The organism is Delftia sp. (genome assembly GCF_059499305.1).
In genome coordinates, this window is record NZ_JCABYI010000030.1 from 94226 (window position 1) to 115175 (window position 20950).

18 protein-coding genes are annotated in these 20950 nt (G+C 65.2%); 9 read left to right on the forward strand and 9 right to left on the reverse strand.

The genetic code is table 11. From position 1 onward, the window contains the following. Window positions 1–30: 30 nt before the first annotated feature. From AC5I49_RS17105 to AC5I49_RS17120, 4 genes are all read left to right on the forward strand, one after another. Window positions 31–444 carry a winged helix-turn-helix transcriptional regulator gene (locus tag AC5I49_RS17105; protein ID WP_034347780.1) on the forward strand — a complete coding sequence of 138 codons (414 nt, stop codon included), beginning with the start codon at window positions 31–33 and terminating at the stop codon, window positions 442–444. Window positions 445–1331: 887 nt separating this feature from the next. After that, on the forward strand, window positions 1332–3404 hold the full coding sequence (locus tag AC5I49_RS17110; protein ID WP_495789642.1) for an IPTL-CTERM sorting domain-containing protein: 2073 nt from the start codon (window positions 1332–1334) through the stop codon (window positions 3402–3404). A gap of 328 nt (window positions 3405–3732) precedes the next feature. After that, complete coding sequence (locus AC5I49_RS17115) at window positions 3733–5229, forward strand: tyrosinase family protein (RefSeq protein WP_227468446.1); 1497 nt, start codon at window positions 3733–3735, stop codon at window positions 5227–5229. A 9-nt stretch (window positions 5230–5238) separates the two neighbouring features. After that, window positions 5239–5997 (forward strand): copper chaperone, encoded by a 759-nt coding sequence (locus tag AC5I49_RS17120; protein WP_016447904.1) that lies wholly within the window; start codon window positions 5239–5241, stop codon window positions 5995–5997. Between the two features lie 19 nt (window positions 5998–6016). On the opposite strand, the gene AC5I49_RS17125 is transcribed toward AC5I49_RS17120, so the two are convergent. Continuing rightward, window positions 6017–6589 carry a helix-turn-helix domain-containing protein gene (locus AC5I49_RS17125; RefSeq protein WP_225971056.1) on the reverse strand — a complete coding sequence of 191 codons (573 nt, stop codon included), beginning with the start codon at window positions 6587–6589 and terminating at the stop codon, window positions 6017–6019. 106 nt (window positions 6590–6695) lie between these two features. Between AC5I49_RS17125 and AC5I49_RS17130 the strand changes: the two genes are divergently transcribed. Next, on the forward strand, window positions 6696–7364 hold the full coding sequence (locus tag AC5I49_RS17130) for a hypothetical protein (RefSeq protein WP_495789643.1): 669 nt from the start codon (window positions 6696–6698) through the stop codon (window positions 7362–7364). A 12-nt stretch (window positions 7365–7376) separates the two neighbouring features. Here AC5I49_RS17130 and AC5I49_RS17135 read toward each other — a convergent pair whose 3' ends face one another. After that, window positions 7377–8714 carry a methyl-accepting chemotaxis protein gene (locus AC5I49_RS17135; protein WP_047326073.1) on the reverse strand — a complete coding sequence of 446 codons (1338 nt, stop codon included), beginning with the start codon at window positions 8712–8714 and terminating at the stop codon, window positions 7377–7379. Between the two features lie 812 nt (window positions 8715–9526). On the opposite strand from AC5I49_RS17135, the gene AC5I49_RS17140 reads away from it, so the two are divergent. The 3 genes from AC5I49_RS17140 (at window position 9527) to AC5I49_RS17150 (ending at window position 10851) form a co-directional block, all read left to right on the forward strand. Then, window positions 9527–9865, forward strand: a complete 339-nt coding sequence (locus tag AC5I49_RS17140) for a hypothetical protein (RefSeq protein WP_017405441.1) — start codon at window positions 9527–9529, stop codon at window positions 9863–9865. Window positions 9866–9979: 114 nt separating this feature from the next. Continuing rightward, the gene (gene yfcF / locus AC5I49_RS17145) at window positions 9980–10603 is read left to right on the forward strand and encodes a glutathione transferase (RefSeq protein WP_126312483.1); all 624 of its coding nucleotides are present in this window, start codon (window positions 9980–9982) and stop codon (window positions 10601–10603) included. A gap of 23 nt (window positions 10604–10626) precedes the next feature. After that, a complete protein-coding gene (locus AC5I49_RS17150; RefSeq protein ID WP_026062392.1) occupies window positions 10627–10851 on the forward strand; it encodes a hypothetical protein in 225 nt (74 codons plus the stop codon). Window positions 10852–10884: 33 nt separating this feature from the next. On the opposite strand, the gene AC5I49_RS17155 is transcribed toward AC5I49_RS17150, so the two are convergent. Then, window positions 10885–11418, reverse strand: a complete 534-nt coding sequence (locus AC5I49_RS17155; RefSeq protein ID WP_046987310.1) for a DUF2939 domain-containing protein — start codon at window positions 11416–11418, stop codon at window positions 10885–10887. Between the two features lie 442 nt (window positions 11419–11860). Here AC5I49_RS17155 and AC5I49_RS17160 point away from each other — a divergent pair, with 442 nt between their 5' ends. Further along, window positions 11861–13468, forward strand: coding sequence for a methyl-accepting chemotaxis protein (locus tag AC5I49_RS17160; RefSeq protein WP_016447912.1), 1608 nt, complete (start codon window positions 11861–11863; stop codon window positions 13466–13468). A 100-nt stretch (window positions 13469–13568) separates the two neighbouring features. Here AC5I49_RS17160 and AC5I49_RS17165 read toward each other — a convergent pair whose 3' ends face one another. From AC5I49_RS17165 to AC5I49_RS17190, 6 genes are all read right to left on the reverse strand, one after another. Continuing rightward, complete coding sequence (locus AC5I49_RS17165) at window positions 13569–14600, reverse strand: sensor domain-containing diguanylate cyclase (RefSeq protein ID WP_495789644.1); 1032 nt, start codon at window positions 14598–14600, stop codon at window positions 13569–13571. A 168-nt stretch (window positions 14601–14768) separates the two neighbouring features. Beyond that, window positions 14769–16220 carry an ATP-binding protein gene (locus AC5I49_RS17170; RefSeq protein ID WP_252653485.1) on the reverse strand — a complete coding sequence of 484 codons (1452 nt, stop codon included), beginning with the start codon at window positions 16218–16220 and terminating at the stop codon, window positions 14769–14771. Then, a complete protein-coding gene (locus AC5I49_RS17175) occupies window positions 16217–16891 on the reverse strand; it encodes a response regulator (protein ID WP_017405435.1) in 675 nt (224 codons plus the stop codon). The genes AC5I49_RS17170 and AC5I49_RS17175 overlap by 4 nt, the downstream gene beginning before the upstream one ends. Window positions 16892–17088: 197 nt before the next feature. Next, on the reverse strand, window positions 17089–17493 hold the full coding sequence (locus AC5I49_RS17180; RefSeq protein ID WP_012203525.1) for a hypothetical protein: 405 nt from the start codon (window positions 17491–17493) through the stop codon (window positions 17089–17091). 35 nt (window positions 17494–17528) lie between these two features. Further along, window positions 17529–19040 (reverse strand): phosphatase domain-containing putative toxin, encoded by a 1512-nt coding sequence (locus tag AC5I49_RS17185; protein WP_495789645.1) that lies wholly within the window; start codon window positions 19038–19040, stop codon window positions 17529–17531. Between the two features lie 311 nt (window positions 19041–19351). Beyond that, window positions 19352–20905 (reverse strand): Do family serine endopeptidase, encoded by a 1554-nt coding sequence (locus AC5I49_RS17190; protein ID WP_016447917.1) that lies wholly within the window; start codon window positions 20903–20905, stop codon window positions 19352–19354. Window positions 20906–20950 lie beyond the last annotated feature (45 nt).

Sequence of the window (20950 nt, forward strand, 5' to 3'; positions counted from 1 at the left end):
GCACACGCGTGATACCGAGAGCAAACCACAGTGAACCGAGACGAAATTCTTCAATACGCGCAGAACGTTTGCGATGGCCTGCGAGACGATGACGATGGGGTGCGACGCGAGGTGCTTGCGCATGCCGGAAACCGCTGGTCGCTTGGCATTCTTCATACGCTGGGGGTGTATGGCAGGCTGCGCCACGCGGAGATTGGCAGGCGTATGCACGGCGTCACCCAGCGCATGCTGACGCTGACACTGCGGCAGTTGGAGCGTGATGGCTTAGTGCTGCGCCATGACTTCGAAGAGGTGCCGCCCAGGGTGGAATACGAGCTGTCGGAAACCGGCATGGAGTTGCTCCTGCGCATGGTGCCGCTGTGGACGTGGATCGTCGAGAATGCAGACCACTTTCGGGAAGCTAGGCAAACGTTTGACACTCTTCACCGCGATGCCGACTCATAGGCTGCTGCGGTGTTGACTAATAAAGCGGTCAGCCAAGCAGTCATTGCCAACGGCAGCTTCTGGCCGACAACTGTCCTTGTGCGAGGGCAAGCCTTTCTACGGAGCGCTAAGCGCCCCTGGTGTCTCGCATAAGCCTCCCTGTAGCGGGCGGCATGGTGGCCGCGAAGTCCCCGGGGCGCGTCACTCAGGCTCGATTTGAGCCATCCAAACGATGCTCACCCCTCATCGCGCCAGTGAGGCAGGTCGGCCGAGTACTCGAAACCACCCCGCACAGGTCATCGCCAGAGGCTTCGCTCCTCATCCGCGCCCGACCTGGTCAAGCTCCCCTCTAGGGCTGGCCCGCCATCGTGCCACGAAGGCGGAGCTTCCCTCCCTTCGACTACACAGAGGTCACCAGCCGAGGCTTCGGTCTCGTTCGCGCCTGATCTAGGGCAGTCATTCTGCACGGCTGGCTGATTTTGGGTGCGCTCAGCCCCACGGCCAGGGGCGCCCTCAATGCGACGTTAGGACACAGCCCGCAAGGCTGCATGGTGATTCAGCGCCACCCTTTCGCCGAAAGTTCTGTGTGCTCCTGCAGGCCTCGCTTCGCCGCTGGGCAGCGCGGGCGCGCCCCGAAAAAACTAAAGATCAGTGGCGGAAGAACTAATGTGTAGTGGCGTTCCGCAACTCTCTCCTACCCCAGCACCTTCTGAAGACGCGGCTGGTAACGCGATCTGCTCAGACTTGCTCAGATTCAGAATGTTTCTTTTTGTTCTAATTTGTAGCAAAAGTCTCACTATGAGACCAAGGCCCAAACCTCCGGTCTAAGCAAGTCTTCTTTCCAGCCTCCCCAATCCTCAAGGCGTGCATTGCAAGCTTTCAGGGGTTTTCCTCAAAGGTGTCCACACATGATTCAGCGCCGTTCTTTGCAGCACGTCCTCGCCGCCGCTTCGCTCTCACTCATTGCCTGTGCCGTAAGCGCCGCCGATTACGCCTATATTCCCAATTCAAACAGCAGAACAATTTCGGTCATCAATACCGCGACTGGAGAACTCGCCACCACATTAAGTCCAGCAAGCATGGACGCAACGTTAAATGATAACATCTACACTCTTGCATTGCGACCAGGCGCCAACAATGAGTCGTGGTTCGGGCAATACAGATCCAACAACAAACTGGGAGTTATTGACACAACAAACAACTCCCTAAAAGCAGTTATCGACAACACTGGATCATCTGTCTCCATCACCTTTTCTGCAGATGGTGCCATCGCCTACGTCAGTGATTACGTCAATAGTAAGCTGCATATTATAGACGCCAACTCCAAACAAATCACTGCCAGCTTAAATACGGGATGCTGGACAATCTCCTCTGCACTAAGCCAAGACGGTGCCTCACTTTATGTGCGGTGTGGAGACACTGGTGAGATCAAAAAACTGGATACTGCCACCAACACGTTATCCACACTGGAAAACGTCTCAAATTCGGGATTTGGCTTGGCTTATGACCCGACAGGAGCCGGAAAACTATATACGTCGAGCAATGCTGGCAACACGGTTGGCCTCATCGATTTGGCAGACAACACGGTTACTCAGATCACAATAAGCGGTATTAATGGCCCCGCCAAGGCAGTAGCAGTTCGAAAGAATGGCAGCAAACTATATGTTGGCGGAAACAACAATGTACTGCACGTCGTTGACACTGCCAACACTTCAACACAGAAAACGCTCACACTGAGCGGTGAGGTCTCAGGTATCACGGGCCTTGGTATCTCGGCAAACGATGCGGCGCTGTATGCTGTAACAGCGAATGGCACAGTCCATGTCATTGATGTCGCCACCGATACGGAAACCAAGACGATATCTGCCGCAGCCGGCGCCTCTTCTTTATGGATCTGGGGTGACTTCCTCGGCAACGTCGTCGCCAGTGCCACGCCGGGTGGACCCTCGGTGGCATCGATTGCCCCGCAGGGCACACCATCAGCCAGCGCCACAAGCATCAATTTCGCAGTGACCTTCAGCGAAGCGGTCAACGGAGTGGATGGCACCGATTTCGCGCTGACCACTACAGGCACCGCCACCGGCACGATGGGCACGCCATCCAGTGCCGACAACGGCATCACATGGACTGTACCCGTCACTGCCATCAGCGGCACGGGCAGCCTGCGCCTGGACCTCAACAGCAGCGGCACCGGCATCGAGAGCACCGCAGCAGCCAAGCCCATTGCAGGGGGCTTCGCGACAGGAACCGTGCACAACGTTGATGTACAGGTGCCAGTCACTGGCGCTTGTGGCACGGCGGCGGGCCAAGCCACGGCATTGGCCCCTGCAGCGGGGCTGTGCAGCGCAGGCACGGCTACGGCGATCTCCAGCGCCAGTGGCAAATACACCTGGCAGTGCCAGGGCTTGAACGGCGGCAGCGCCAACAGCTGCGAAGCCCCCTGGTCCACCGCTGGAGGCAGCAAGGCAATGGTCGCACTGCAGACAGCCAACGGTTGGCAGGTGAGCAACGCCAGCTTCAGCACCACGCCACCCGCGACCGCTCCGCAAGGCGTGACTTTCCCCTCTGGACTGCTCTCGCTGAATCTCAGCAGCGGCAACCTGGGCAGCGATGCAACCGTCACCCTGAACTTCAGCACACCGGTGCCTGCAGGCGCGGTATACATGAAGTACGGCCCCAGCCCTGATGGTTTCAACTGCCAAGGCGCAGCATGTGCTCAACCACACTGGTACCAACTGCCTGCCAACCGTGCTGTGCTGGCATCGGACCGGCTGAGCGCCACGTTGACGCTGACCGACGGCGGGCTCGGCGACAACGACGGCATAGCCAACCAATCCATCCAGGATCCGGGAGGCTTTGCACTGCTGGCAGCACCCGCCAGCACTGCGGCGATTCCCACCCTGTCTGAATGGGGCATCATCGCGCTGTCGTCCCTTCTGGCCATGTTCGGCATCGCAAGAATGCGCCGCCGCCAGGGCTGAAAACAAAAGCCACCTTCGGGTGGCTTTTTTCATTTCACCGGCCGCGAAACGAGCAACCGGGCTTACCGCTCTCTGCCGTCCCTCAATGCATTTCCTTGATAGCTCCATGGCAAGAACCCAGAACCCGGCTCCAACACAAAAAATCGTCACCGTCAGCTGACTCAATGCCTACCATGGGTCAATACTGGAAATCCTCAATTCAATCCCATTGAGATGATCGCAATGTGGATGCGATCTCAATATCAATTGAAATGCCCTACCCGACACAATAAAAACCATTTCCTTGCAAAATAAAATCCGCCTTCATACACTCCAGTCTCCAACTTTCATGGAGGAGAACGCAATGACTGGAATTCGTCGTGATGTCAATCAAGGTGGAACTGTCTGGAATGAAACGCTGATCTGGTATTCCAAGGCCGTGGGGCACCTTTACTCTCTTCCCATTACGGACAGGACCAGCTGGAGATATCTTGCCGCCATTCATGGCATCAACAAGAGCGGCTGGATCAGTGCCGGCGTGCTTTCGGCCAAGGACCCTTTGCCACCCACATCCGAAACCGAGGAGATGTGGGACCAATGCCAGCATGGCACCTGGTACTTTCTTCCCTGGCATCGCGGCTATCTCGCCGCATTCGAAGCCATTGTGGCGAAGACCGTCAAGGAGCTTGGCGGTCCTGCGGACTGGGCGCTTCCCTATTGGAACTACCTGAATTCCAGCAATCAGGCCGCACGCAACATACCCCAGGCTTTCCTGGAAGAGAAATTGCCGGATGGTTCTCCCAATTTCCTGGCCAAGGCCAGGCGCAATGGGTCAAAGCGCCTGGGACCAACGCCTGACATTCCCCGTGATATCACGCTGGGTTGCCAGGACTACCACCGCTTCACCAGCGCTCCCGGCACCTTGGAATACGGCGGTGGCATCACCGCCTTTTCCCATGACGGCAGCGACACTGGCGCCATTGAATCCAATCCGCACAATCTGGTTCACATCATGGTCGGCGGACTGCAGGAGCCCTATGGATTCATGTCAGACCCCGACTATGCCGCCCTGGACCCGATTTTCTGGGTGCACCATTGCAATGTGGACCGGCTTTGGGCCGCCTGGCTGACCCAGCCCGGCAACATCCAGGACAACAGCGCCGCCTGGAGCAACGGACCTGCCGGCCGCGGCTTCGTCATGCCGGACACCGAAGGAAAGCTGGCCTCCTATGATCCGGGTGAAACCCTGCCTGGCGGTGCGCTGGCCCCTGACTATGACAATCTGACCAGCGGCACGGGCGCCACCACGCTCACGGCCAGCACGGCAGGCCTCACACCGCAGGAGATCGACATGCCCGCAGAATTCTCGACGGTCCCGCCGCCCGCGCCGCGTGTACTGGGCTCCAATGCGGAGCGGGTCATCGTGGGCCGCACGCCGCGGCTGACCACCGTATCGATCGCGGACCCCGGTGCCGCAAAGGTCGAGTTGCTGCAGGCAGGCGCCGCGCTGCCGCGGCCACAGCGCTACTTTCTTCACCTGGAAGGCATTCGCGGCAATGCGCCCAGCGGCGTGCTGACGGTCTCCATCGGCTCGCCCGGGGCGGCGGCGCGGCATGCAGACACCGTCGCCCTGTTCGGATTGGCCAAGGCCTCGGCCAGCGACGGACCGCATGGAGGCAACGGACTGGGCGCCACCATCGACATCACCGATGCCACGCAGGCCATCCTGGACGCAGGCGGCAGTCTGGACCAGTTGAACGTGGCCATCGAACAGCCCGAAGCCGACCCCGGGCGCGAAATCACCGTGGACCGCGTGAGCGTGGTCGCACAGGACGCCACCCGCTAAGGCTCGTGTATGGACGCGCTGCTGAGAGACCTGCGGACCGCTCCCGCGCCAGCACTGATGGCCGTGTCGGGGGCAGGCTTCATCAGCCTGGCCATCAGCCCGCCTGCCACGCCCGGCCTGTCGCTGTGCGGCTCGCTGTCCTCGGTCACGCTGGCCGACCTGTCGCCGCTGGTGCTGGACGGGCACACGCTCGGCATCCTCGGTGTGGCATGGCTGGCCATGGTCCTGGCCATGATGCCGCTGCTGGCACTGCGGCAGGTGCGCCACGCCATGCGATCGAGCGTGGCCCGCCGGCGCCTGCTGGCGGCGGGCCTGCTGCTTGCGGGCTATGCGCTGGTGTGGATGGCGGCCGGCCTGGTCATGGTGCCGCTTGCCGCCCTCTTGCACGCAGCCGCGCATCCCGCGCTCATTCTTGCCTGCATTGCCGTGGCGGTCTTGTGGAGTTCATCGCCCGCAGGAACGCGCGCCCACAATGCCTGCCACAGGCTGTACCCCGTGGCCGCCAGCGGCCCCACGGCCAACCGGGACAGCCTGCAGCACGGACTGCGAACCGGCGTGGCATGCGCCACGGCATGCTGGCCGTGGATGCTGGCGCCCTTCGCCTTTCCCGCGGCCTGGCACCTGCCGGCCATGGCTGTTGCAGCGGTTTTACTCTTTGTGGAGCGCACAGGCCCATCGCTGCGGCCCGCCTGGCGCCTGCCCTATGTCCTGCGGCGCCTTCTGCACGGCAAGCCGCGCACGTCGCTGGGCCGGGCGACAAGACACTGAACCCTGTGGAGGGTGAGCCTCACCCCCGCCCGGCCAGCTCCGCCACCCCTCGCACCAGCGCGCGCCCAGCGTCCGTCGCCTTGCCGTAATGCGCCAGCAGTGCCTGTACATCGGCGTCGGGCGCATGGGAGCGCAGGGACAGCAGCACGTAGCCGATATCGACGCCGGCAAGGTGCAATTGCTGCAGCGCCGTGGCGTCGGGGACGAGGGCGCCGGACTCGAATTGCTGCAGGACCTGTTTGGCTTGGCCGGCCTTGCGGGCGAGTTCGGCTTCGCTGAGGTTCAGGCGCTGGCGTTCCTGTTGCAGGCGGGCGGCAAGGGTGGGTTCGGGGCGCTCATGCTGGATGGCGTTCGGGTCAAACGAGCGGAGGCCGGTCAGCACAAAGGAAATGTCCAGGCCATGCGCAGAAATCCGTGCAAGAAACTCGGCGCTGACGGTTGCCACGTCACGCTCCCAGTCCTGATAAGTGCGCATTTTGGTGCCGCCCAGCTTGGCCATGTCCGCTTGAGACAGGCCGAGACGCTCGCGCTCCTGACGAAGGCGTTCACCAAAAATTACACGGATTTCTGCATTCATCTTGTTGACGACCACGGATTTCCGTGCAATAGTCGATGTACCTTGTAGACCTTGACTTCAAATACTACCTGACCCCTCAGGCGGCTCCTTTGCGCGCCTGTACGTTGCACGAAGGAGGTCCATGAAGCACTCCGCCGCCAAACCGTCGCGCAAGAAGCTCGCTGCGGCGTATCGCGCGCTGTTTCAGCAGGCGGCTGAAGCGCTCTGGCAGGCCGCGATGACCGCCGAAGACCACCGGCACGGCGTCGAATCCGACCGCCTGCTGCGCATTGCCAGCGGTGTGGCCCGCAGTGCCGCGCAGGCCGACTCATCGCAGGACCTGCAGGACCCGCAGAACATGGCCTTTGACGTGGCGGCCTGCATCAACGCGGCGCGCCTGGTGCCCGGCCATGCGGAATCCGCCCCGCGCTCCGGCCTGCTGGCCGAGGCGGCGCAGGCGCTCTCACAGATCTCTGAAACGCCGGCGGACCACATCGTTTTTCCCCGTGACACGCTGGCCAGGCTGCAGGCGGAGAGCGTTGCCGATCCCGCGCCCGCACAGTGGCGCGAGCTGGCCCGCCAGGCCAACTACGAGGCCCAGCAGCTGGCACAGGCGCTGATGCAGATGGGCCATCGCCAGGACACGGAGACCCATGTCGTTGCGCACGGCATGGCGGCGCGCATTGCGCAGCTGACGGAGATCGTTTTCGTGGCCGCCGCCCTGCATGGCGAGCACCGTGATGGCTGGGGCTCGCCGGTCCTGCGCGACGTGCGCCATATCTTTGAAGGCGGCATGGGCCGCCTGGGATGAGCGGGGCGCGGCTCAGCTCTGGACGACGACGTTCTCCAGCCTCAGCACGGCTTCGCGCACCTCGCCCAGGCGCGTGTCCTGCGCCTGCGAGGCCTGGATGATGGTGTCCATGATGTCGCTGGCATTCACGGCAGCCGCGCGCATCTGCTTCATCATGTCGCCCGATTCATTCACACGCTCGAAGCCCAGCTGCACGCTGGCCGCAGACGCGCCGATGACGGATTTGACCTCCCTGGCCGCCTCGGCGCAGCGCTGGGCCAGGCTGCGCACTTCGCCGGCCACGACACCGAACCCGCGCCCCTGCTCGCCCGCACGCGCGGCTTCGACGGCGGCGTTGAGCGCCAGCAGATTGGTCTGGAAGGCAATGCCATCGATCAGGCCCACCATCTCGCCGATGCGACGGGAGTTGCTGGAGATGCTGGACATGGCGTCGACCGCGCTGTCCAGGGCCACGTCGCCGCGCTGGGCAATGCGCGTCACGTCCCGCGCCTGGGCATGCGCGTCATGCGCCTGGGCAGCGCTGTCGCGCACCAATTGCTGCAGTTGCTCGAAAGCCGATTGCACCAGGCGCGTGGCCTCGTAGCGCTGCGTGATGTCGGTGGCGTACTTCACCACCTTGAAGGGCTGGCCGGACTGGTTGAGCACGGGGCTGTAGTTGGCCTCGATCCAGACATCGTTGCCCAGGCGCCCTATGCGCCGGAACTGGCCCCGGTAGTGCTTGCCCTGCGACAGGTGCGCCCAGAAGGCCGCGTACTCGGCCGAGCTGCGCTCCTGCGGGGCCACGAACATGCTGTGGTGCCGGCCGACCAGCTCGTCTTCGGATGCATAGCCCATGGCCTGCAGAAAATTGCGGTTGCAGCGCAGGATGCTGCCGTCCAGACCGAACTCGATCACGGCCTGGGCCCTGCCTACCGCCGCCAGCTGGCTGCTGGCTTCGGCATCGCGCAGCACTTCGGCCGAGATATCCATGGCGTACTTGACGACCCGCAGCACCTGTCCACGGCTGTCGAGCACGGGGCTGTAGTTGGCCTGCAGCCAGACCTCACGTCCCTGGCGGTCGATGCGCCGGCACCGGCCCACAAAGGCTTGCCCGCGCGCAAGCCGTGCCCAGAAGTCCCGATAGTCCCTGGCCTGCGCATCCGCCGGGTCCAGGAAGATGCGGTGGTGCTGCCCGCGCAGCTCGTCCAGCTCATAGCCCATGAGGTCCAGAAACTGCGCGTTGGCGAAGAGGATGTGGCCCTGGGGATCGAGCTCGAGGACGGCCTGGGTGCTGTACAAGGCCTTCAGTTGGGAGCTTGGGGAATCGGAACGCAGGCCGAGCCTGGACAGGATGGAGCGGATGCCGCGCATGGAAGCCCTTGTTATTCAGCGCTGAATGGGTGATTGGCGCCCGACAATGGGCTGGTCTGGCAACGATTGTATCTGTTTGCTATTTTCTGCACTCTTCGCATTGACGTGCACTTTCTGTCAGAAGATGCCTACAGAAATAAAAAAATGCCCTTCAATTCACAATTGTTTGCATTTTCTCAAGGCATCCAATTCCCTTTTTCCACCCAAGTCTTTCAAGCAGCAAGAAACACATGTAACTAATTGATATAGAGTTCACAGCATTCCGTCGCCTGGCGGTGTCCTCTGTCTTGTGTGCTTGAAAAATGTCTTGTGGCGTTCGGGTGATCGATTTGACTTCCAGCCTGGGCGGCCGCGCCCTGGCCAAGCTGGGCGTGGCGTACGCCCCCGGCAAGCCGCGGGTTGCCGTGAGGCTGGCGGACTCGGAAAGCGCCCCTGTCATCGACTGGGGCGGACCTCCGGGGAGGGATGAGCCGCTGTGCGAGCCCTCGGCGCCGGGCGCCTTGGTACTGCTGATCGGCCCCGGCGCCGTTCATCAGGCCAGGGAATTGTTTCAGAGAGCATTGAATGAGGCCGTGCGTTGCGTACGCATTTTTCTGATGCCAAGCGCCATCATGGAAGAAATAGCGCTCAAGCAAATGCGGATGCCGCACCATGAATCCATTCAGCTTTACCGATTACCGGACAGCAGTTCAGAAACACTTTGGTTTGTTTTGATCGAAGAGCTGCAAAAGCTCTCAGCCCGATTTTCATCCGGTGACAACACCGATTCCAGAAAAAGAGAAGTTTCAATGTCAAGCAATCTGTCCCAATCCATGCAATCCATTATTTCCATCGAAGGCGCCATGGCGGCGGCCCTGGTGGACCATCAAAGCGGGATGTGCCTGGCCCAGGCGGGCAGCGGCGTGGATCTGGAGCTTGCTGCGGCAGGCAATACCCAGGTGGTGCGGGCCAAGCTCAAGACCATGGAGTCGCTGGGACTGCGCAAGGGCATCGAAGATATCCTGATCACCCTGGGCGACCAATACCATTTGATCCGCCTCATCCCCAACAGCCCCGGGCTGTTTCTTTACCTGGTGCTGGACAAGGCCCGTGGCAACCTCGCCCTGGCCCGCTACAAGCTGACGGATATCGAGCGGTCACTGAAGGTGTGATCGCGGGACTGCGGGCCTGGGCCTGGGCCTGGGCATGGCCGGCCCGGTCATCCAGCTGCCCACTCGGCTACCATCGGTGCCCCCATCCCCATGCAGTTTCCCTGGAAGGCCCTCATGCTGCTGTACGCCGATTCGCAATTCGCCTCTCCCTATGCCCTGTCCGTGTTCGTGTCGCTGAAGGTCAAGGGGATTGACTTCGAGCTGCGCACGCTGGACCTTTCGGCGGGACAGAACACCGGGGCGGACTATGTGGCCGCGTCACTGACGGCACGGGTGCCTACGCTGGTGGATGGCGATTTCAGCCTGTCGGAGTCTTCGGCGATTTGCGAGTACCTGCAGGACCGCTTTGGCGGCGCCCGGCTCTATCCCGAAGATGCGCAGGCGCGCGCCCGTGTGCGCCAGGTCCAGGCCTGGCTGCGCAGCGATCTGATGGCACTGCGCTCGGAGCGCAGCACCGAGGTGGTGTTCTACCGCCCCACGCCCACGCCGCTGTCGGATGCGGGCCAGGCGGCGGCGCGCAAGCTGTTTTCGGTGGCGGGAGCCTTCATCCGCTCGGAGCACGACCACATCGCCGGCCCGTGGTCGATTGCCGATGTGGATCTGGCGCTGATGCTCAACCGCCTGGTGCTCAACGGCGACGCCGTGCCTGCGCTGCTGGCCGCCTATGCGCGCCGACAGTGGCAGCACCCCGCCATCCAGCAGTGGCTGGCCCTGCCGCGCCCGCCGCTGGCAGGCTGAGCCCCCCGGGATATTGGCAGGCCATGGACAGTCTTCTCTACATGGGCGTGCGGATCACGCCAGCATCACTGCCCAGCGATGTCACGCCCGGCGCCTGGCTGCCCCGCGCCACGCTGCTGGAGGTGGCCAGCGGCAAGGCCCTGGGAGCAGTCACCGAAGACCAGGGCTGCGACACGCGGCAGGAGGCCGATGCCCGTGCGCTGCGGCTGGGCAAGCGCCATGTGATGAAGGTACTGCACCAGGGATAAAGCGCCGGGGCGAAGGCCGCAGGCCCGCCCCTGTCAATCCATTTTCACGGCCACCAGCCTCCATCCCATCAGGCCTTCACGCCTGAAGATGAAGCCGCCCGGCTCGCCGCGCGGGTGCACGAAGACCTTGGACCAGCCCTGGTACTCCACGGAGTAGTCCTTGCGCGGCGGCCCGCCCTGGGTGTCCACGCCCACGCCTGCGGCGGCCACGTCCGTGGGTTTGCCGGGCTTGCCTTTTTCCAGCATGAGCATGACGCCGTCGGGCGAGACCAGCGCCTCGGTGAACTGGCTGACCAGGCCCTGGGCCAGTTGCTGGCCAAAGCCGGCCAGGGGGTTGGAGGCGCTGTCGCCCGAGCCGCCCATCTGGGATTGCAGCCTGGCCATCATCTGGCCCTTGATGCTTTCGCGCAGCGCAGGGAAGTCCACGTAGCCGGAGAGGGCCTGGGCGTCGCGACGCTCCACGGCCTTGCCGATCTGGTGCAGGGCGATATAGGGCGATGCATAGAGCAGGCCGGCCGCAGCCACGCAGAGGGCGGCCAGCGCACCGGCCAGTGTTTTGGGTTTCATGGATCTCTTTCGTGAAAGCGTGCCAGCGGCCACGCGCAAACGCGGATTCTAGGCGGGCCCGTCCGGCGCGCGGCGCCGGCCAGGGACGGCCCCGGGCACAGGCCGTCTCTTCCTGCCGCAGCAATGGGCAGAGAACCCCTATCAGGCCAGGGCGAATACCTGAAAAGCTGGTATTGCCTGCTCCATCCGATTCATACTATAGTTTGTAACAAATAGTTTACAAACCAATACAACATGGATCGCCATTGGCCACGCAGGCCATCGGCAAGCCAGCATCGCCGTTTCCGGGTGCCTGTGAGCCTTTGTGCAGACTGGGCATTTACCGTGAATGAAATCTCATTTTCACGACCGAGTTCTTTTTGCGAGAGATGTGAGCCATCACGGGGCGGCCTGACAACGCGAGTACCCACCAACCATCCGCAATGCATGCAAAGGACGCAGTATGAATAATTTCAAGTTATCGACTCGCCTGACCGCCTTGATTGGTTTTCTCTCACTGCTCATGATCGTGATCGGCGCTTTCGGGCTTTATGGAATCAGCGAGTCCAACCGCCGATTCAAGGTGGTCTATGAAGAGCGCCTGGTCGCACTGGGCGATCTGCTGGAAGTGCAGCGCCTGCTGCTGCGCAACCGCAATGCGGTCTCGGGCGCCATTGCCGTGCACCTGCCCGAATACACGCAGCAAAAGCAGCAGGAGATACAGACCAACATCAACGACGTGAACAAGGCCTGGGCCTCGTTCCGCCAGACCCGGATGACCGAGGAAGAGGCGCAGCTGGCCGACCGCTTCGAGGCCGTGCGCGCGCTGTTCCTGCAGGGCTTTCTGAAGCCGGCCCAGCAGGCACTGCTGTCCGGTGACCTGGAGCTGGCCCGGCAGCTGCTGATCGACAAGGACGAGGCGCTGTACGCGCCGCTGCGTGATGTGATCGTGCAGCTGACCGCGCTGCAGACCCGCGTCGCCAAGGAGGAATACGAGGCCGCGCAATCGCTGTACCAGGTGATTTTTGCGGTGGCCGTGGGCTCCATCATCGGGGGCGTGCTGCTGGGAGTGCTGCTGGGCTGGTCCATCATCCGCAACATGGCGCGGTCGCTGCGACAGGCCATCCATACGGCCGATGCCGTGGCGGCAGGCGATTTGACGCGGCACATCGATGTGCGCGGCAAGGACGAGGTGTCCATGCTGCTGCGCGCGCTGCAGACCATGCAGGAGGGGCTGCGCGGCGTGGTGCGCCAGGTGCACCAGGGATCGGTCAGCGTGGCGGCGGCCAGCGGGCAGATCGCGCAGGCCAACCAGGACCTGTCCTCGCGCACCGAAAGCCAGGCCAGCGCGCTGCAGCAGACGGCAGCCTCCATGGAGCAGCTCAGCTCCACCGTGCGCCAGAACGCCGACAACGCGCAGATGGCCAACCAGCTGGCCCTGGGCGCCTCCACCGTGGCCGAGCAGGGCGGCGAAGTCGTGCGGCAGGTGGTCGATACCATGCGCGGCATCAGCGAATCGAGCCGGCAGATCGCCGACATCATCAACGTGATCGATGGCATTGCCTTCCAGACCAACATCCTGGCGTTGAACGCGGCCGTGGAAGCGGCACGCGCCGGCGAACAGGGCCGGGGCTTTGCCGTGGTGGCCACCGAGGTGCGCGGCCTGGCCAGCCGCAGTGCCGAGGCCGCCAAGCAGATCAAGCAGCTCATCACCGACAGCACCAGCCGCGTGCACAACGGCAGCGCGCTGGCCGACCAGGCCGGCACGACCATGGCCGAGGTGGTGGACGCCATACGCCGCGTGACGGATCTGATGGGCGAGATCAGCGCCGCCAGTTCCGAGCAAAGCTCGGGCGTGGCCCAGATCGGCCAGGCGGTCACGCAGATGGACCAGGCCACCCAGCAGAACTCGGCGCTGGTGGAGGAGATGGCCGCCGCGGCCTCCAGCCTGCGCGGCCAGGCCGGCGACCTGGTTCGCACGGTGGGCGCCTTCAAGCTGGAGGCGGCAAGCGGCCATCAGCATGCCGCCGTGGAGCTGCAGCGCAGGCAGCCCATGCTGGCAGCAGGCTGAGACGGAAAGAAACAAGAAAGAGCGCGCGCGAGAAGCCGCCAGACAGGCCAGAGCAAGGCAGCAACAGGCCCTGGCCGCCGGGCCAGTGCCTGCGGCTGGCTCAATGCAGCGCGGTGCCCCTGGCGCCGCGGCTGCGCGCCATCTTGACGCGGTACATGGCCGCATCGGCCTTTTGCAGCGCGTCGTCGGCGTCAATGGAGTCCGGCCGCAGGCAGACCACGCCCACGCTGGCGCCGCCGTAGTCCAGCGTCTTGCCATCGGGCAGCTCGACCTTCATGACCGAGGCCTCCGACAGGCGCTGCTGCAGGTCGCGCGATACGGCGTCGGCCTCGCTGCCGAACAGCGGGCCCACGCCGATGAAGACGAACTCGTCACCGCCGAAGCGCGCCAGCATGTCGGCGCTGCGCAGATGGGAGGACAGGCGCTCTCCCATGGCGCGCAGCAGTGCGTCGCCGGCCTCGTGGCCGTGCTCGTCGTTCACGTTCTTGAAGCGGTCCAGGTCGATGAAGCCCACCACCACGCATTCCTGGCTGCGTGCGCAGCGCGCAATCAGCCGGCCCAGCTCGTCGGTGAGGCAGCGCCGGTTGGGCAGGCCGGTCAGCGGGTCCAGCAAGGCCAGTGCCGCCAGCTCCTGGTTGGCCTTGCTCAAGCTGGTGATGAGCTGCTCGCGCTCCACGCGCTCGGCAATCAGGTTGGCGAACAGGCGCAGCATGCCTTCGGCCTCGCTGCTCAGGGCCTGCGAGGATTTGCTGGCCGCACACAGCGTGCCATAGAGCTGGCCATCCGAAAAACGCACGGGCGCGCTGGCGTAAGTGCGTATGCCCAGTTCTCGCGCGGCCTCGGAGTCTCCCCAGCAGGCCCCCACATCGGGCGTGTACATGCGGCCTTCGTCCAGGGCGCGCTTGCACAGCGTGTCGCCCCAGGGAACGACCAGGCCCTCGGGAATCTGCATCTCGCTGGCGTTGCGCGCGTAGAGCACGCGCTGCTGGCCCTGTTCTTCGTTGATGGTGGTGAGATAGGTGGACTCCAGATGCGTACTCTCTTCGAGCATTTGCAGCAGGGGCCGCGTCAACTCTTCCAGAGAATGCGCCTGGGTCACGGACTGGGACAGGCGCTGGACAAGGGACTCCATGAAATACCTCTCGAAATGACGACGGAAGCAGACTGCCCGCGCGCCTGATGAGGGAATGGGAAGGCAGGCGGGCCGGCACCAATTTGGGGATTGTGACCCGGCCAGACGCAGGCGGGAAGCATCCCGGCCGCGCTGCAGGCCGACAAGCCTGCGCGCCACGCGCCGCTGTCAGCAGGCCGACACAGGCGGCCATATCACCTGCACGCGCAGGCCGCCCAGCGTGGGCGAGCGGTCGAGCAGCAGGCGTGCGCCATGCCGCTGGGCAATGGTCTGCACGATGGCCAGGCCCAGTCCGCTGCCCTGCGCCTGCTGGCCCGCAGAAGCCGCTGAAGGCCCGCGCACAAAGCGCCGCAGCACCAGTTCGCGCTCGCTTTCGGCAATGCCGGGGCCCGAGTCCTCGACCACCAGCGCGCGGCCCTGGGCATCGCTGCGCCAGCCCACATCGACGCGGCCGCCTTGCGGCACGTACTTGATGGCGTTGTCCAGCAGGTTGCGCACCAGCATCTGCAAGGCCTGTGCGTCGCCCGCCACGGCAAAGGACTGCCGCAGATGCGGGGACTCGCTCAGGCCCATGTCCAGGCCGTGCTGCTGGGCCGCCACGGCCTGGTCCGCCAGGGCCTGCTCCACCACCTCGCGCAGGTCCACGTCCGCAGGTGCGGCCGTGGCAGCGCCGTGCTGCCCCTGCATGCCTTGCGGGCCTGGGGCCGTGCCTTGTACCGTGCCTTGGGCTTCCTGCCGCGCCAATGTCAACAATTGTTCGACGAGCCGTGTGGCCCGGTCTATGCCGGCCGAAAGACGCTGCACGGCCTCGTCATGCGCGGCCGCATCGGGCGCGCGCTGCAAGGCCACCAGTTGCAGCTTGAGCGCGGCCAGCGGAGAGCGCAGCTCGTGCGCGGCGTCCGCCACGAAGTGCTGCTGCGCCTCGAAGGCCTGGCCCACGCGCTGCAGCAGCGCGTTGAGCTCGGCCACCAGGGGCCGCACCTCGTCGGGCAGGCCCTCGGCAGGCACGGGGGCCAGGTCCTGCGGGCGGCGCGCGGCCAGCTCGCGGCGCACGCGCTGCACGGGCGCCAGCGAACTGCGCACCACCCACCACACGGCCAGCGCCAGCACGGGCGCCAGCAAGGCGATGGGCAGCAGGCTTTGCCAGGCGGCATCGCGCGCCAGCGTGCGGCGCACGCGCATGTCCTGCGCCACCTGGATCACCTGCGAGCGCGTCTGCAGCGAGAACACGCGGTAGACGGTGCCGCGCGCGGGCACATCGGCAAAGCCCAGCACGGCCATCTGCGGCAATGCCGCACCCAGCGCGGACTCGAAAATGCGCAGGCCCTCGTTGGTCCAGACCTGGACGATGAATTCGTGGTTCTCATCCTCGGGCGGCGTGCCCTGGGGCCTGCCGCGCGCATCCACCGGCAGGCCGGCGCGCAGCGCGAAGGCGGTCTGCTGCATCTGGTAGTCGAACAGGGTGTCGGTCTGCAGCAGCGCGTTGCGGTAGGCCAGCAGGCCCTGCAGCAGCGCGGTGAGCACGATGGCCGCCCCCAGGAACAGGAGCAGCCGCGTGCCCAGTGCGCCGGGCAGGCGGCCGCGCAGCCGGGCGATGACAGAGTAAGCCGGCGCCGTCATGGCTTGGGCACCATGTAGCCCACGCCGCGCACATTGAGGATCAGCCCCGCGCCCAGCTTCTTGCGCAGGCCGTGGATGTAGACCTCGATGGCGTTGCTGCTGACCTCGTCGCCCCAGCCGTAGAGCTTGTCCTCGATCTGCTGGCGCGACAGCGTGCTGCCCGGGCGCGCCAGCAGCGTCTCCAGCACCGCCCATTCGCGGCCGGAGAGCACCACGTCGCGCCCCTCGACACTGGCCTCGCGCGTGGCGGGATTGAGCCGCACGCCTTCGCGCTCGTACAGCGGATCCATTGCGCCCGACGCCCGGCGCGCCAGCGCACGCAGCCGCGCGAGCAGCTCGTCCAGGTCATAGGGTTTGACCACGTAGTCGTCGGCCCCCGCATCCAGCCCGGCAATGCGGTCGCGCACGGCATCGCGCGCCGTGGCCACCAGCACCGGCGTGCGGTCGCGGCGCCCGCGCAGGCGGCGCAGCACCTGCAAACCGTCCTGCCCCGGCAGGCCCAGGTCCAGCAGCACCATGTCATAGCCATGGCCGCCACCCGGGCCGGGGCACAGGGCCGCATCGGCCTGCAGGCCGTCACGGACCCAGTCCACCGCATGGCCCTCGCCGCGCAGCAGGGTCTGCACGGCCTCGCCGATCATGGCGTCATCTTCGACAAGCAGTAAGCGCATGGCAGAAGAATAGCTCCCTGGACGGCTGGCTCAGTTCTGAGGCACATGCCGCCCGAAACTGGCGCGCTCAAACGTCAGGGACAGCGAGCAAGGGCCTAAGCCGGCCGCGCCGCCCCGCCGCGAGGCTGTCGTCCCCCTCCTTCGCGAAGCGATTAGAGAGGGGGAAGGCGCGCAGCGACTCAGGGGGTGAGCGGCGGTCACACCGCCGCTTCAATCTTCGGCATGGCCATGCGGGCCTTGGTCAGCGCCATGCCCAGGTTGGCCGTGCGCCGGCAGACGAAGACGGCCACGTAGTCGGGCATGAGCTTGCCGCGCAGGAAGACGTGGATGAGGTTGTCGCTGTTGACGATGAGTTCCTGGAAGTAGTGGTGGCCGTCGTCCTTGAGGCCGCGCGATTTCTTGAACAGGCTCTCGATCATCGAGACGTTGGGGCCGTTGAACAGGTCGGCCGTGGCAGCGGCCACGAGATCGATGACTTCGCGCGGATGCGAGTCCACCGTGCGGATGGCCAGCAGCATGCCGGAGGCGGCATCCACATAGCCGATGGCCAGACATTCGGGCACCGAACCGGCCACCTCGCTCAAAACGTTATCCAGGCTCATTGCAGCTTTCCTTTTTTGTGAATGGATGTGATCGGTCAGCCCATCTTCAGCAGCAGTGCCACTTCGTACGCATACAGCAGGTCCTCCTGGGCCTGGGACTGCACGTACTGGGCATCGATGAGGCGCACGCGGCGCAGCGCCTCGTCGGCGGTGAGGCCCTCGCGCACCAGCCATGCGGCCAGCACCGTGCCCGTGCGGCCCAGGCCGGCCAGGCAGTGCACGGCCAGCACCTCGCCCGCGCGCAGCATGGCCGACATGCGCGCCAGCAGCATCTGGATCTGGGCCACCGACGGTGATTCGTGGTCCCGCACCGGCAGGTGCAGGTTGCGCAGGCCATGGCGCTGCAGCGGCTCCTGCGGCAGGTCGTTTTCGGTCAGCGTGATCAGCACGGTGACGCCGCAGCCGCGCAGGGCCTTCAGGTCGAAGTCCATGGACTGCACCACGCCCGGTTGCGGCGCGCCCGCCAGCCGGCCCGGCACCAGCCAGGCAAAGCCGCTGGGGCCACGGCTGGCCGGCACGGCCTGCGGGTCGGCCACCAGCGGCTGCCAGTCCACCAGCACGGAGGGATTGACGGCGCGCGGCCGGGCTGCGGCAGCGGGTGCCGGTGCGGGCGCTGGTGCTGGTACCGGCGCAGGCACGGGTGCAGGGACGGGCGCAGGTGCAGGTACAGGCATGGGTTCGGATGCAGGCTCGGCGGCCACTGCGTCCGACAGGAATTCGGAGATCGCGGCCACGGCCGCTGCAGGCAGCGGAGGAGGCAGGGGCACGCCCTCCTCCAGGTCTTCGGCCCGCGCATCGGGAGAGGCCACGGCACAGCTGCCGGTGCGCAGGAACTGCTGGCCCGCCAGCGACAGCGGCGCACGCTGGAAAGCTTCCATGGATTGCGCCTCGGCAATGCGGCCGCCGGCCAGCAGCAGCATGTCCTGCGCCACGGCCTGTGCGTGCTGCTGGTGGTGCGTGCTCATCAGCACGGCCGTGCGCTGGGCCACCTGGCGCAGCAGCTCCAGCAGCACGAAGGCCTCGTAGCCCTCAAGCTCTGCCGTGGGCTCGTCCACCATCAGCAGGGCCGGCTCGGCCAGCGCTTCGCGCAGGATGGCCACGGCACGCTGCTGCACGGGGGACAGCTGCAGCGCCGGCTGGTCGAACATCAGCGCAAGCTCGGGAAAGCCGAAGGCCTGCACCTGGGCGCGGCACCAGTCGCGCAGCGCATGCGGCACCAGCTTGAGGCGGGGCCGGGCCAGCTCGACGATGGCGTCGAAGGTGCTGGCCATCATCAGCCGGGCCTGCTGCTGCACCAAGCGCGGCGCCTGCATGGCGCCGGTCCATTCCTGGCCCGCGTAGCGCACGCTGCCCCAGCGGCGAAAGCGCGGATTGGCGGCATTGAGATCGGCCAGCGTGCGCAGCAGCGTGGACTTGCCCGAGCCGCTGGGGCCCAGCAGGGCCGTGATGCCGTGGGTGGGCAGCGTGAAGTCCACCTCAGCCAGGATGACGCGCGCGCCGAACGATGCGCCCAAACCCGCCGCCTGCAAGCTGTAGTCCTGCTTCAAAGCATGCCCTTCCTGTTTTGCCATGGGCCCTTGCGGGCGCTTCTTCCTGAAACCAGAACGGTGCACGCCCGCCTGGATGGGCCGGCAGTCTAAGCGTATTCGCTCTATCTCAAATCGTCACAATTTGAAACACCGCTAACGCAAAAGGACGCGAATTCACAGAATACAACCATCACATTGCCGCACGAATGCAGGAATAGCCAGCCACTGGCCGGTTGAATTCCCCATGCAATAAGCCCCGGCACATTCGTGCCGGGGCTGTGCGATCAATTCAGTGTGCAGGTGCTTTTCAGTCCCTTACCTCCTTTCGCTTACCCGAGACGTACGGGAACAAATATCCTGTTGCCATCGCGCCAAATCAGCACGGCCACGGTCTTGCCGGCCTTGGCCATGGCGGCGCGCACGGCCTCGATATCTCCGGCAGGCGAGCCATTGATGGACAGCAGCACATCGCCCTGCGTGATGCCGGCCTCGGCCGCCGGGCCTGCGGCGTCGGCAACGACCAGGCCGTCCTTCACGCCGATCTGCTGCTTTTCCTCGGGCTGCAGCGGGCGCAGGGCCAGGCCCAGCTTGCCCTTGCCGGCGTCGGGCTTGTCCTTGGCCACCTTGGCGGCCTTGTCGCTGGCATCGCCCAGCACGGCGCTGAGCGTGCGGGCCTCGCCGTTGCGCCATATCTCCAGCGTGACCTTCTGGCCCGGCAGCGCCTGGCCCACAAAGGCCGGCAGATCACCCGAGCCCACGATGGGCTGGCCATCGATCTTGCGCACCACGTCGCCGGGCTCCAGTCCCGCCTTGGCGGCAGGGCCGTTCTTGTCCACGCTGGACACCAGGGCACCTTCGGGACGGTCGAGCTTGAAGGAATCGGCAAAGGCCTGGTTCACCTCCTGCACGGCCACGCCCAGCCGCGCATGCTGCACCTTGCCCGTGGCCACGATCTGCTGCTGCACGCGCGTGGCCACCTCGATGGGAATGGCGAAGGACACGCCCTGGTAGCCGCCCGAACGCGAGTAGATCTGGCTGTTGATGCCCACCACCTCGCCGCGCGCATTGAACAGCGGGCCGCCCGAGTTGCCGGGGTTGATGGCCACGTCGGTCTGCAGGAAGGGCACGAAGGAGTCGTCCGGCAGGGTGCGGCCCTTGGCGCTGACCACGCCGGCCGTCACGCTGCTCTCGAAACCGAAGGGCGAGCCGATGGCCAGCACCCAGTCGCCCACGCGCAGATCGGCCGTCTTGCCCAGCGATACGGTGGGCAGGTTCTTCGCCTCGATGCGCAGCACGGCCACGTCGGTCTTGGGATCGGCGCCCAGCACCTTGGCGCTGAACTCGCGTCGGTCGGTGAGCTTGACGGTCACTTCCTTGGCGCCGCGCACCACGTGGGCGTTGGTCAGGATCAGGCCGTCGCTGGAGACGATGAAGCCCGAGCCTTCGCCGCGCGTGGGCACATCGCGCTGGGGCTGGCCCTGGCCCATGCCCGGCATGCCGGGCACGCCGAAGCGGCGGAAGAATTCAAAGAACGGATCGTTGGGGTCCATGCCCGGCACGCCCTGCTGCCCCTGGCGCGCTGCGGCCTCGTCGCCGTCCTCGCCCATGGCACGCGAGCTGCCGACCACGCTGATGTTGACCACGGCCGCGCCATTGCGCGCCGTGATGTCGGCAAAGTTGGGCGCCGCCACGGCGCCGGCGGGAGAAGCTGGAGAAGCGGCAGAAGCAGGCTGTGCTGCAGGAGCAAACAGCGACGTGGCGGCACGCGCATCGCCATGCACCACACCAACCAGACCGGCGCCCGTGGCGCCCAGGGCGCCGATGGCACCTGCGGCCACCAGGGCCAGCACCAGACGGCGGGGAGTCGACAGAATCTTGTTCATGGCAGACCTTTCCTCAAAAGCAGCGTTCCTTGCTGCGTTGGGGAG

What these genes read in the sequence shown, in the direction of transcription:
- AC5I49_RS17180 (WP_012203525.1), bottom strand. Translation starts at nt 17,493, where the DNA reads ATGAGCCTGGATAACGTTTTGAGCGAGGTGGCCGGTTCGGTGCCCGAA.
- AC5I49_RS17140 (WP_017405441.1), top strand. Translation starts at nt 9,527, where the DNA reads ATGCAATCCATTATTTCCATCGAAGGCGCCATGGCGGCGGCCCTGGTG.
- AC5I49_RS17115 (WP_227468446.1), top strand. Translation starts at nt 3,733, where the DNA reads ATGGAGGAGAACGCAATGACTGGAATTCGTCGTGATGTCAATCAAGGT.
- AC5I49_RS17175 (WP_017405435.1), bottom strand. Translation starts at nt 16,891, where the DNA reads ATGCGCTTACTGCTTGTCGAAGATGACGCCATGATCGGCGAGGCCGTG.
- AC5I49_RS17135 (WP_047326073.1), bottom strand. Translation starts at nt 8,714, where the DNA reads ATGCGCGGCATCCGCTCCATCCTGTCCAGGCTCGGCCTGCGTTCCGAT.
- AC5I49_RS17155 (WP_046987310.1), bottom strand. Translation starts at nt 11,418, where the DNA reads ATGAAACCCAAAACACTGGCCGGTGCGCTGGCCGCCCTCTGCGTGGCT.
- AC5I49_RS17190 (WP_016447917.1), bottom strand. Translation starts at nt 20,905, where the DNA reads ATGAACAAGATTCTGTCGACTCCCCGCCGTCTGGTGCTGGCCCTGGTG.
- AC5I49_RS17130 (WP_495789643.1), top strand. Translation starts at nt 6,696, where the DNA reads ATGAAGCACTCCGCCGCCAAACCGTCGCGCAAGAAGCTCGCTGCGGCG.
- AC5I49_RS17110 (WP_495789642.1), top strand. Translation starts at nt 1,332, where the DNA reads ATGATTCAGCGCCGTTCTTTGCAGCACGTCCTCGCCGCCGCTTCGCTC.
- AC5I49_RS17150 (WP_026062392.1), top strand. Translation starts at nt 10,627, where the DNA reads ATGGACAGTCTTCTCTACATGGGCGTGCGGATCACGCCAGCATCACTG.
- AC5I49_RS17120 (WP_016447904.1), top strand. Translation starts at nt 5,239, where the DNA reads ATGGACGCGCTGCTGAGAGACCTGCGGACCGCTCCCGCGCCAGCACTG.
- yfcF (WP_126312483.1), top strand. Translation starts at nt 9,980, where the DNA reads ATGCTGCTGTACGCCGATTCGCAATTCGCCTCTCCCTATGCCCTGTCC.
- AC5I49_RS17170 (WP_252653485.1), bottom strand. Translation starts at nt 16,220, where the DNA reads ATGACGGCGCCGGCTTACTCTGTCATCGCCCGGCTGCGCGGCCGCCTG.
- AC5I49_RS17160 (WP_016447912.1), top strand. Translation starts at nt 11,861, where the DNA reads ATGAATAATTTCAAGTTATCGACTCGCCTGACCGCCTTGATTGGTTTT.
- AC5I49_RS17165 (WP_495789644.1), bottom strand. Translation starts at nt 14,600, where the DNA reads ATGGAGTCCCTTGTCCAGCGCCTGTCCCAGTCCGTGACCCAGGCGCAT.